This window comes from Paenibacillus sp. CMM36 (assembly GCF_053570945.1).
On sequence record NZ_JBSEDY010000007.1, the window covers coordinates 40,154 to 53,015 of the forward strand.

Below are 12,862 nucleotides of genomic sequence, written 5' to 3' on the forward strand. Positions count from 1 at the left end.
ACTCTTATATACATATGACACGAGGGTAGGGAGGTGCAGTGGTTGAAGCTGATAGACCATTGAAGGAGGAAACAGAAGATGAGAACAATTGGGTTAGTCGGTGGATTAAGCTATGAATCGACGTTATTTTACTATAAGTATATTAATGAGCGTGTTAATCAGCAGCTTGGAAAAACTCATTCGGCCAAGTTGATTCTAAACAGCTTGAATAATGAGGAAGTTTTGTCTCTTGTAAATGCTAATCGAATGCAGGATGTTACGGAAATATTAGTCAATGCTGCAATCGTAGTTGAGAGAGCCGGGGCTGATTGTCTGCTGATATGTTGCAATTCGGTTCATCAAGTAGCGGAAGAAGTACAACGTCATATTCGTATACCTCTTCTTCATATAACAGATGCAGTTACAAATAAAGTTTCCGAAACAGGCGTTAAGCGGGTTGGACTTATCGGAACCAACTTTACAATGAAAGAAACATTTTATAAACGCAAGTTGGAAGAAAGAGGGATTGATGTTATCCTTCCAGATCAGCCTGATCGCAATTATATACATCAAGTGATTTTCAGCGAATTGGTGCTGGGCCTGTTTACCACGGAAGCTAAGAGAAAGTTCCAACGCATTATCCTTAAATTAATCTCTGAAGGTGCTCAGGGAGTCATACTGGGCTGCACAGAGATTCCGTTGCTTATTAATCAAAAGGATGTCAGCGTTCCTGTTTTTGATACTACTGCATTGCATGCAGACAGTGGAATTGACTTTATGTTTGGAAGTGCGAATACTAGAGAGGAGTTATCGCTATGGAAACAACAAATGTGAACAAAGTTGAGGTTAAGCCGCAATCTATACCGCCACAGGCTAGTGTTATGGGGTATATTGGTAGTTACTTTTTCTCGTTTGTGATTAAGACTGCAACAGAGTTGGGTGTGTTTAAAGGTTTACAGCAAGGGAAAAAAACGAACGACGAGTTAGCGACTCATTTGGAGCTAGACTCAGTTTCTTTACGAAGATTGTTAAGAGCATTAGTCGCCATGGATCTTCTTAAGGTTGATGCATCTGGAAATTACGAGGTAACTGCGTATGGAGCTACATTGCAACCAGGGGAAACCCCTCAATCGATTGAGCCCATTGCAAATTATTTGCTAGGGGATTTTATTATTGAACCTATGATGAATTTGGGATACAGCATCCGGACCGGACGGCCTGCATTCGACAATTCCGCATGGTTTGAAGCTGGGAAAATAAATATTGAGCAGCAGCAAGTGGTCAACCGTGCGATGGAAGTATATTCAAAAGTAAGTTTACCAACAATACTGAATTCATATTCATTTGACGAGTTTGATGTCATTGTGGATGTTGCGGGTGGTCTAGGACAAATATTGGCTGGTATTCTAGAGGAAAATGTAAATAGTCGCGGGGTTTTATATGATTTGCCATCAACGATCGAGCGAGCAAAGGAATATATAGATTCTGTAGATATGACAGGACGTTGTGAGTTAATTGGTGGAGATATGTTTGAAACGATTCCGGCTGGTGGAAATCTCTATATTATCAGCAAAGCGTTAAACGATTGGGATGATGAGCACGTTCTGTCCGCACTCAGTAATATACGTTCAGCGATGTTAAATGACTCTAAATTAATTATTATAGAGATGCTTGTTGATGATAAGCATCCGACAAAAGAAGAGGTAATTCGGGATTTACTGTTTCTGGCCGTCACTCCGGGTGGAGGCGTTAGAACTCAGTCGGAATTCGAGGTGTTGATACATCGATCCGGTTTACAAATTACACGTGTTATTCCCACTTCAGATCAATTCTGCATTATTGAATGTGAGCGAAAACAATAATTATAGTTTTTATGATAATCTAAAGTCCGTTTTGTAAAGTTATGTTCATCAAAAGGTGAACATAACTTTTTTCATATGCATTGCAAGTGGAGGTGGTGTTGTGTATGAATCAGTCAGTTGTATTTATGTATCCGGGTCAGGGATCGCAGTATTATCACATGGGAATTCAGCTGTACAAACATAATGATGTGTTTCGAGTGTGTATGGACACATTAAATGACCAGGTATACGGACTTATCGGGGAGTCAGTACTGGATATCATTTATGACCCGGGCCGTAGGGTGGGAGAACGTTTTGACCGTACGTTATACACTCATATTGCGATTTTTATGGTCGAATGCTCACTCACCAAGATATTTCTGAGTCATGGAATTGAGCCGAATGCTGTCATTGGAACAAGCTTGGGAGAATACGCAGCAACGGTAACCGCAGGAGTATGGAGCATGGAAACGGCTCTTCAAGCGGTCGTTCGACAAGCAGAGCTGCTTGAATCTACCTGTGCTGAAGGAGGAATGTTAGCCATTCTGCACAATTTGAATATATATTCGTCTGATCCGTTGTTGCGTGAGCTTTGTGAACTTGCAGCTGTAAATCATCAATCACATTTTATTGTATCAGGTAGTGCCCGAAATATTGATCGTGTAGAGCAATTGCTTAAGAGCAAGGAAGTTGTCTGCTTACGGCTCGCGGTTTCGCATGGGTTTCACTCGTCCTGTATTGATCCCGCGGAGAAGCCATACCTGAGCTATGTGCAGGAGCAGATCCTACATAAACCTGTGATTCCTTATGGATCAAGCGTATACGGTAAAATTATTGGACGACTGGAGCCAGATTACTTTTGGAAGGTTGCCCGTAAACCGATCCGATTCGCTGAGGCAGTAAGTTCTATAACACACGAACAAAAGAAAGGCATCTATATTGATATGGGGCCTTCGGGTACCTTGGTAAATATTGTGAAAAATCTGCCTATATATAATCAAAAACAAACGGCTTTGTCTATAATGACACCCTTTCATAAAGACTGTAATCAATTGGATGACATTATACGGCGTTATGCTGATTCAAAGGAGAATGGCGTATGTTAGCATTTGTTTTCCCTGGACAGGGCTCGCAGCGTAAAGGAATGGGTGAAGGATTATTTGAGGAATTTCCTGAGCTTACACGGCAGGCTAATGCCATTCTTGGTTATTCCATAGAGGAATTGTGTTTAGTGGATGCGTACAATCAGTTGCAACAAACGCAATTTACACAGCCTGCTTTATACACAGTTAATGCACTTATGTATCTAAAAACGTTGCAAGTAAGTGGTGTTTCTCCCGAAATTGTAGCAGGGCACAGTCTGGGGGAGTATAATGCATTATTTGCTGGAGGTGCCTTCGATTTTGCCACAGGTTTGAAGTTGGTGAAAAAAAGAGGAGAATTAATGAGTCTCGCCGCTGGTGGCAAAATGGCAGCCATTATAGGAATGGATATGAACAATATCCAACAAACTTTAACACAGAATAGACTGGACGGCATAGATATAGCTAATCTGAATTCTCCACAACAAGTAGTGATTTCTGGATTAGAAGAAGATATGGGGCGGGCAAAGTTGATTTTTGAGGCGACTTCTACCATTACTTATATCCCACTTACTGTGAGCGGAGCCTTTCATTCCAGATATATGGAGGAAGCAGGGAATAAATTTGCTGCTTATTTAGATGGGTTTGCATTTTCTAATTTAAAAATACCAGTTATATCGAATTTTAGTGCCAGACCCTACACTAAGTCAGAATTAAAATCAAATCTAGTTCGACAAATGACAAGTTCCGTAAAATGGTGTGAGACCGTGCAGATTCTCTTGGGGTTGGATCATGTGGAAATCAGAGAAATTGGCCCAGGTCATGTTTTGACAAGTTTGACGCAAAAAATCAAACAGGGAGCTGCTCCCATTACGTTATCTCGGGAAGAATGGAATTATAAAGAGTCTGAACAAATTCAACTAACCAATGACACTAGGACACCTACTAGTCCGCTAGTGTCTGGGATTACACCAGAGTTTCTCGGCTCTGAGGAGTTTAGAAAGGATTATGGCATCAGATATGCCTATCTGACCGGAGCTATGTTCAAAGGGATTTCATCCAAAGAGATGGTAGTTAAGATGGGCAAAGCAGGTATGATGGGCTTTTTGGGAACTGGAGGGTTGTCTATTCCTCAGATTGAATCTGATATTCAATATATTCAGCAGGAGTTGGATGAAGGACAAGCTTACGGAATGAATTTTTTACATACACCCGGCAAGCTTGATAGAGAAAGAGATCTTACGGAACTTTATCTCAAATATGAAATACGTAAAATAGAAGTTTCAGCATTTATTAATATAACAGAGTCACTAATCCGCTATCGTGCTAATGGTTTATACGATAAACCGGACGGAACGGTAGAGATTCGCAACCGCGTTCTCGCTAAGGTATCGAGACCGGAGGTTGCGGAAAACTTTCTGAGTCCGGCCCCTGTTTTATTAGTGGAGAAAATGGTCCAGGCTGGTCAAATTACGCAAGAACAAGCGAAAAGGCTGGCTCAGGTTGCAATGGCGGATGATCTATGTCTGGAAGCTGATTCGGGAGGACATACAGATGGCGGAGTAGCCTACGTATTAATGCCTGCTATCACGAGGTTACGTGACGACATGATGAAGAAGTATGAATACAAGAAAAAGGTGAGGGTCGGCGCAGCAGGTGGTATTGGTACTCCTGAAGCCGCAGCAGCTGCATTTATGTTGGGTGCCGATTTTATAGTTACCGGTTCTATTAATCAATGTACTGTGGAGGCAGGTACTAGCAATAATGCCAAAGATATGCTTGAACAAATCAATATTCAGGACACGACCTATGCTCCGGCAGGAGATATGTTTGAATTAGGGGCCAAAGTACAAGTTCTAAAAAAAGGTGTGTTCTTTCCAGCACGGGCTAACAAGCTCTATGATCTATATCGTCAATATAATTCATTGGAAGAGATTAGTGATAAGGATCAGAAGCAAATTCAGGAAAAATATTTCAAGCGAAGTTTTGATGAAGTATACGAGGAAGTTAGACGACATTATCCACAACAGGAGATTGAAAAAGCGGAACTAAACCCCAAGCGTAAAATGGCTTTAATTTTCAAGTGGTATTTTGCTTATTCGTCGTATTTAGCTTGCAGTGGGGAAGCAGACAATCGACTCGATTATCAGATCCAATGCGGCCCAGCACTGGGCTCATTTAATCAGTGGGTTAAAGGTACAAAATGGGAACGCTGGCAGCATCGTCATGTAGATGACATTGGCATCAAGATCATGACAGAAACAGCCCAAATACTGAATCGTAGATTTATTGCGTTTCATGGAGCAGTTTATGAGTAAAGTTCAATCGGGAAGAGTGAGGCGGATGAGATCCAAAAAGGCAGATATCGCGGTGGTAGGTATGTCATGCCGTTTTCCAGATGCTTATGATTATAACCAATTTTGGAATAACCTCGAAGAAGGTGTAGACTCTGTTCGGGAACTTCCTCCTGATCGCTGGGATGTGAAGACTTATTATGCAATGGATATGGACAAGTCTGGCCAAAGCATAAGTAAGTGGTGCGGTATATTGAACCATGTTTATGACTTTGATCATCAATTTTTCAAGATATCTCCTCGTGAAGCTATTCATATGGATCCTCAGCAAAGATTAATGCTAGAGGAAACTTGGCATTGTATTGAAGATTCGGGTATCTCTTTAGCCACACTTCAACATAAACAAACTGCCGTCTATGCAGGTGTTATGACAACGGATTATCGTCAAGAGATGATAGATACAGAGCATGGAATGGACAGTTATGCATGTTTAGGCAACTTTGAAAGCCTATTATCCAACCGCATTTCCTATACGTTTGACTTTCAGGGAGCCAGTCAAACTATCAATGCTGCTTGTGCTTCTTCACTTGTTGCAGTACATGAAGCGAAGCAAGCTCTAAGGCTTAGGAAATGCGACTATGCGTTGGTTGCTTGTGTGAATCTAAATCTTCATCCATGGAAATATGTCTCTTTTTCAAAATCTCGTATGCTAAGCCCTGATGGTATGTGCAGGGCTTTTGATCTCCATGCTAATGGTTATGTACCTGGGGACGGGGTAGCTGTTCTTTTGCTACAGCGTTTGGATGAAGCGGTTAAAGACCAAAATCATATCTATGGCATTATCAAAGGTTCGGACGTCAATCATTCCGGAAAAAGTCAGTCGATTACAGCTCCACGTATACAGGCACAGCAAGATGTCATCAAAGGTGCATATCAAGATGCAGATTTGCGTCCCGAAATGGTCAATTATGTGGAAGCTCATGGAACAGGCACTTCATTGGGAGACCCGATAGAACTGGAGGGTTTGACACGGGCGTTCCGAGAATTTACAGATAAGAAGCAATTTTGCAAGATTGGATCTGTCAAAACCAATATCGGCCATTTGGAGAGTGCTGCAGGGCTAGCAGGTATAATCAAAGTGTTAATGATGATGAAGCACAGAAAAATCCCCAAAACCCTCCATCTTAAGACTCTAAATCCGATCGTGAATTGGGCTAACTCTCCGTTTATCCCTGCAAATGGTTTATCATCTTGGGAATCCGTTGAGGAAGGCGGTCCATTGCGTGCCAGTGTCAGTTCTTTTGGTTTTGGTGGTGTTAATAGCCATGTATTGCTTGAGGAGTATCAGGGCGCCGAGACGGACGAGGTATTCAATACAAATAGAAGTGAATTTTTTGTTTTATCTGCAAAGACTCCTCAGGCATTGGAAAATTTACAAGAGGCATGGAGGACATTCGTTACCACTGAAGATTTTAAAGCTCACATTTTAAGCGATATAAGCAGTGTATTGCTAATGGGCAGAGAGGCATTCCAGTATCGTTGTGGCATACTGGTACACCATAAAGAAGAATTGAAAGAGAAACTGTTGGCTGACTATTTGCCTCAAATGAAAGCGACGAAATGCTCATGGGAACTGAACATTAGTAATCTCTCTTGGGAAAGTTATGCAGATATTGAGCCATTATATGTAGAATGTAGTTTATTCAAGCAGGTTATCGATGACGCCATGAAGACATTAAGAAGCTTGCATGTAGGCAGGAAAATAAGCAGTGGTTTCTTTCAGGAGTCCTGGATTGGGCTAGAAAAATCACTATACCAGTTAATTACAGGGTATGCATACGCCTTTTCATTTATATCTCTTGGGCTGACTCCGTCCGTCGTAACTGGACATAAAGATGGCTGGTGGGTTGCGATGGCTATAAGTGGCATTCTGACACTGGAGGATATACTAGCTGTAAAAACGGGGAAATGCGAGCTAAAAGACGTAATGTTTTCTTGTCCTGTTATTCCTATTCGGGAGCCAGTTATAGGTGAAATTTATGCTTCATTACAATGTAATGAAGCATATATCCATGATCTAATCAGTTTGACAGAACACGGAGTAAAAGAACAGTCAGGTTCTTCAGTATCCAAGTCACCAAATGATAATGGACTTCAAACATATATCCAAAAATCCAAGCTGCTATACCCTGTACAGTACACCTTTAAAGGGTACATTGACGATTGGGAATCGGTCATCCAAAAAGAGACAAGCTGCAGTATTGTCGGTATATTGTGTGATGAGCAGCTTTTAAATACAGGGAATGTAAACCACGATTTACTCTTGATTGTGCTTGCGAGTTCTCTGAGAAAGCTGTATCGAAAGTGGAATTTAGAGGAACAACAATTCATTATTGGATCACGATTGGAAGAGATAATGGACTTACTAGATGAGGGGATTTTGCCCAAGGAAACGCTTGTGCAAATAATGATACAAACCAATACAGTAGAACGAGCAGTTGAAATTATAAACAATAATTTGATGAAAATTCATCCTGAACGTAAATATCCATTAATGAAAAAATACTATCAGAATGAAATGAAAGTAGCTATGAATCCCGAATGGATCAGCAGGATAGAAAATGTAGATCATGATTTGTCACAACAAGCGGATGTGGAGGTTGTATATATAGACAGCTGCCATACGGTCGCTGACCCTGGCATACATTTTGGAGCAACAATCGATACAGTTACGCAGTTTTACCAAGGTGTTTTTCAGCTGTGGTTGAAAGGTGTACCTATTCGTTGGTACCGATTATTTCAAGACAAGCCATATCATAAAATTGGCTTGCCAGTGTACCCATTTGATCGGAATACGTTTCGGATCAATGGACGAAAAGAGCAGGTATTGGTAAACAATGCTTCCGAATTGGAGGACTTGAAGCTTAAGCAACTGCTGCAAAGTCTTGAAAAAGGTGAACTGGAAATTGATGACATCAAAAGGGAGATGGGGGATGCGTGGTGTCAGACGATCAATTCACAATAGATGAGATTTTACATTTGATCAAAGAAGGGAAGATGACTTCAGACAAAGGATTTGAGCAGATTCGTAAAATCAGAGATAGTTTGAAATCGACGGAACGAGCAACCACATACTATCAGCCATTGTGGAGAGAATGTCTTCCCAATTCCGACGGAGGAGTTCCCGAACAGGTCATCGTTTTCGGTACAGATACCGGCCTTTGGAATAGCTTGAAAAAACGCGGCATCAAGGCTGTACTTGTACAGCCAGGGGATGCCTATCGCTCTGTGCAAGGTGATATCTATGAAATAGACCCTTTGAATCCGAAGCACTATGAGATGTTGTTCAGCACCATAAAACAAAACCAGCAGACCGCCGAAGCCCTTATTTACGCTTGGTCGGACCAACGGTTTGTATCGGAAAAAGAAGAATTGCAAACCGAACTTGAGCGTGGAATCTATTCTTTGTTCTACCTCAGTAAAGCATTAATGAGGGAGTCTTTGCCCAAGAGATGTAAGTTGCTTTACGTTTATCAAGGAAGTGGTCAGCCGCAGAACGCGGCAGTATCAGGATTTGCTAGAACACTTCGAAAAGAAAATCCTGCATTGATATATGCTACTGTAGAACTTAGTGAGTCGGCTGAAACATCTCTTGATCAATTGTTAAGTGAATTTTCTGTGGATGATGAAGAGGTTGAAATTCGTTATCAGCAGCAAAAGCGGTTTGTACGTTATATGTCACTAATCAATGAATTAGGTACATCTAGCATTTCATTGAGGGAGAAAGGTACTTACATGATTACCGGAGGATTGGGAGGATTAGGCTCCATTTTCGCTGGATATTTGGCCAGTAAGTACAAAGCTCGTCTGGTTATCGCAGGACGTTCGCCTCTCACATCCGAACATGAGCAAAAGATCAAGCAATGGGAACGGTGTGGGGCAAGTGTTCTGTATGTGCAGGCAGATATTTCGTTGCGTGAACAATGCATTGCAATGATTGCCAAGGCGAAAGAGAGATTTGGTCATATTCATGGGGTGATACACGCGGCAGGCGTGCTGCGGGATGCGTATATTTTGAGGAAGTCTATTGATCAAATAGAGGAAGTACTGGCTGCTAAGCTGTATGGAACAGTGTGGCTGGATGAGGCGACCCGTCATGAAGAGCTGGACTTTTTCCTAATGTTCTCTTCCATTATGTCGGTCATAGGGAATGCAGGCCAGTGTGATTATGCATATGCAAACGCCTTTATGGATTATTATGCTCATCACCGTACAAGCATATTGCAGATGGAGGGACGCAGTGGAAAGTCTTTATTGATAAATTGGCCACTCTGGAAAGAAGGTGGAATGACAGTAGACGCCCCTACCCTTGCTTTCATGGAGAATACCATGGGAATTCTCCCCATCTCCACTGAAGAAGGGATAAGAGCATTTGAAGATGCGTTACATATGTCGGGAGATCAGATGATTGTTTTAAAAGAGAATCCGTCGAAAAAAATAAAATTGTTTAACTCCACTTCTAGTATTAAGGAGAAATTCTCGGCGAAGGGGCAACTTTCTGAATCGGATGAACAGATGATTTACCGTGGCTTGTGCGAGGATATCCGAATGATTACTTCGGACATTCTATTCGTTGATAAAGATACGATTGAAATGGATACCGACTACAGCGAATATGGATTTGATTCCATTTCTACCACTGATTTTATTAATCGGGTCAATCAAAAATTTCACTTGGAGTTGACTCCGCCTGTATTCTATGAATTTGTGAATATGGGCTCTTTTGTTTCTTATTTAAAAGATAACTATACAGAACGAGTGGCTTCTTTATATACTGTCAATTCTTCAACTTCTTCATTCCACTCGGATGAATCCGCGAAAGAAGCAGTAGTAGAACCAGCGGATATTCCATCGAATATTCCTGCTCAAGCCTTTGAGAACGCAAATGAACCGATTGCTATTATTGGTGTTGCTTGCAAGATGCCTCAGTCAGATAATCTTAACGAATTTTGGTTGAATCTGGAGGCAGAAAAAGATCTGATTACCGAAATTCCGCCAGATCGATGGAATTGGGAGGAATATGATGGCGATCCGACCAAGGAAATGGGGAAAACGAATATTAGATGGGGCGGTTTTATGAAAGACATAGATGCTTTTGATGCCTTTTTCTTTGGTATTTCCCCCCGCGAAGCAGAATTAATGGACCCGCGTCAGAGAATATTTTTAGAGACCGTTTGGAAAGTAATTGAAGATGCAGGTTACAAAGCTTCTGTATTGTCCGGCAGCAGAACGGGGATTTTTGTTGGTGCTGGAAGCTCTGATTATGACGATTTGTTAAAAGAGCACAAGATAGAAATGCAGGCGTACACACCGACAGGACTGTTTAACTCCATTCTAACCAATCGTATTTCATATTTACTGAATTTTCATGGCCCAAGCGAACCCATTGATACGGCTTGTTCAAGCTCTTTGGTTGCTATACACCGCGCTGTGGAAAGCTTGCGTAGTGGTGAATGTGAAGTTGCTATTGCTGGTGGCGTGAACGTATTGGCGAGTCCCAATCTATATATTGCTTTGGCCAAAGCCGGAATGTTGTCTGAAGATGGAAGATGCAAGACATTTGACAAGAAAGCGAATGGATATGTTCGGGGGGAAGGGAGTGCAGCGGTGATGCTAAAGCCCCTCTCACAAGCCAGACGGGATGGTGATCATATTTATGCGGTGATTAGAGGAACAGCGGTCAATCATGGAGGCCGTGCCAATTCACTTACTGCACCCAATCCAAATGCACAGGCAGATTTAATCGTAGATGCATGGACGAAATCAAGAGTGGACCCTTCCACTGTGAGCTATATAGAAGTACATGGTTCGGGAACATCTTTGGGCGATCCAATTGAAATTAACGGACTGAAAAAAGCTTTTGATGAATTATATACCGCTTGGGGACGGCAACCAACGGATAAAACCCATTGCGGGATAGGTACAGTAAAAACAAATATAGGTCATTTGGAATCAGCAGCGGGTATCGCAGGTCTAATCAAAATTGTACTTTGCTTGAAGCACAAAAAGCTACTTAAAACATTACATTATAAGGAACAAAACCCATATATCAAACTGGAAAATAGTCCGTTCTACATTGTAGAAAACACGAAAAAATGGGAAAAGACAGGATATGATATTCCTCGACGTGCAGGTGTAAGTTCCTTTGGTTTTGGTGGGGTAAATGCCCATATGGTTGTAGAAGAATATAAACAGAGCTATGGTCGTAAACCAAATGAACCACAAATTTTCTTGTTTTCAGCCAAGAACAAAGACACACTTTGTCACTATATTGAGGAAATTCGTACATTTTTATTAAAACCTGAAGCCAATATGGGTGACATCGCTTTTACGCTCCAGATCGGCAGAGAAGCTATGGAGGAAAGACTAGCTGTGGTTGCGTCAAGTATCGGGGAGTTGGTGGGGAAACTAGATCTGTATCTTCAAGCGAAAAGCAATATAGAAAATGTTCACACGGGAAATGTAAAGTTAAGTAATTCCTCTTTGCAGGTTTTGATAGAGGGAGAAGAGGGCGCTGCGTTTATGAACCTGCTCCTGAGCAAAAAGAAGTTGGAAAAGCTTGCCCAGTTATGGGTGAAAGGTCTGGATATTGAGTGGACATTGTTGCATTCTCATACCAGACCGCAGCGAGTATCGCTTCCTACGTACCCTTTTGAAAAACAACGATATTGGGTGCCAGTCACAAAAATAGAAGAAATCACAAAAGAAGAGCGTGTATCCCGTCTACATCCATTACTGCATGAAAATACTTCTATCTTATCGGAGCAGCGGTTTTGCACAGCTTTTACCGGGCAGGAATTTTTTGTGAAGGAAGAACAGGGGGCCGACTATAAGATTGTTCCTGCAGAGGTCTTGGTAGAAATGGCAAGAGCGGCAGTAAAGTGGTCAACCGAAACCCAAGCGGAAGAGCATAAATATATTCAATTGGAAAATATTGTTTGGGGAAGCCCCGTTTTAATTCAAACAGCAACTATTCAAGTAACCATCGCACTCTATGCCGAGGATCACGATGAAATCAGCTTTGAGATTTATCAGGCCGGAAAGCAAGAGCAAGAAATGGAAATATTTAGTCAAGGTTATGCCAGTCTGAAAGATAGCATGGACCTTAATTATGTTGATTTACAGGCCGCGCGTATGGATTGCAATCAACAGCTGTTATTGTCTGTTGATCACCTGCCGGAAATTGGGGATATTTACGCAGGTGCGGATATGATCCTAGTAAGGCTGTCATTACCACACAATATGTCTGAATCCATACAGTCATATGCGGTTCATCCTAATTTGATTCATGCAATTACCCAATTGTCTGCGATATGGCAGACTCACATGGAAAATAAACGTTCCCATGCTGACATATCCTATCATCCTGTGTCCATAAAAGAACTTGACATCTATCATTCCTGCACATCCAATATGTGGGCTAAGCTTCAATATGCTCCCAATAGGGGGAATGAGGATTGTATACCGTCACTGGATGTAGAAATGTGTGACGAGCAGGGGAAGGTATGCATACGTATCAGGGGGCTGGTAACGGTGTCAAATGAATATCCTGCTATTCAGATCGGATTCTGATTATGTTCTTGGAAGAATTCAATTATAGAAAGGG

The 12,862-nt window shown here is 41.6% G+C and carries 6 protein-coding genes; all 6 read left to right on the forward strand.

Going from position 1 to position 12,862, the window contains the following annotated elements; translation table 11 throughout:
- Positions 1-78 precede the first annotated feature (78 nt).
- The 6 genes from ACWA2B_RS15450 to ACWA2B_RS15475 all read left to right on the forward strand — a co-directional run bounded on the left by ACWA2B_RS15450 (position 79) and on the right by ACWA2B_RS15475 (position 12,828).
- Entirely contained in the window at positions 79-813 is a 735-nt protein-coding gene (locus ACWA2B_RS15450; protein WP_029514833.1) for an aspartate/glutamate racemase family protein, read from the forward strand.
- Positions 795-1,841 carry a methyltransferase gene (locus ACWA2B_RS15455; RefSeq protein WP_029514834.1) on the forward strand — a complete coding sequence of 349 codons (1,047 nt, stop codon included), beginning with the start codon at positions 795-797 and terminating at the stop codon, positions 1,839-1,841. The genes ACWA2B_RS15450 and ACWA2B_RS15455 overlap by 19 nt, the downstream gene beginning before the upstream one ends.
- Positions 1,842-1,945: 104 nt before the next feature.
- On the forward strand, positions 1,946-2,926 hold the full coding sequence (locus tag ACWA2B_RS15460; protein ID WP_029514835.1) for an acyltransferase domain-containing protein: 981 nt from the start codon (positions 1,946-1,948) through the stop codon (positions 2,924-2,926).
- A complete protein-coding gene (gene fabD / locus ACWA2B_RS15465) occupies positions 2,920-5,220 on the forward strand; it encodes an ACP S-malonyltransferase (RefSeq protein WP_029514837.1) in 2,301 nt (766 codons plus the stop codon). The genes ACWA2B_RS15460 and fabD overlap by 7 nt, the downstream gene beginning before the upstream one ends.
- Entirely contained in the window at positions 5,201-8,221 is a 3,021-nt protein-coding gene (locus ACWA2B_RS15470) for a type I polyketide synthase (protein WP_449292369.1), read from the forward strand. Before fabD ends, ACWA2B_RS15470 begins: the two co-directional genes overlap by 20 nt.
- The gene (locus ACWA2B_RS15475; protein ID WP_342434394.1) at positions 8,197-12,828 is read left to right on the forward strand and encodes a type I polyketide synthase; all 4,632 of its coding nucleotides are present in this window, start codon (positions 8,197-8,199) and stop codon (positions 12,826-12,828) included. Before ACWA2B_RS15470 ends, ACWA2B_RS15475 begins: the two co-directional genes overlap by 25 nt.
- Positions 12,829-12,862 lie beyond the last annotated feature (34 nt).

What these genes read in the sequence shown, in the direction of transcription:
- ACWA2B_RS15450 (WP_029514833.1), top strand. Translation starts at nt 79, where the DNA reads ATGAGAACAATTGGGTTAGTCGGTGGATTAAGCTATGAATCGACGTTA.
- ACWA2B_RS15455 (WP_029514834.1), top strand. Translation starts at nt 795, where the DNA reads ATGGAAACAACAAATGTGAACAAAGTTGAGGTTAAGCCGCAATCTATA.
- ACWA2B_RS15460 (WP_029514835.1), top strand. Translation starts at nt 1,946, where the DNA reads ATGAATCAGTCAGTTGTATTTATGTATCCGGGTCAGGGATCGCAGTAT.
- fabD (WP_029514837.1), top strand. Translation starts at nt 2,920, where the DNA reads ATGTTAGCATTTGTTTTCCCTGGACAGGGCTCGCAGCGTAAAGGAATG.
- ACWA2B_RS15470 (WP_449292369.1), top strand. Translation starts at nt 5,201, where the DNA reads ATGGAGCAGTTTATGAGTAAAGTTCAATCGGGAAGAGTGAGGCGGATG.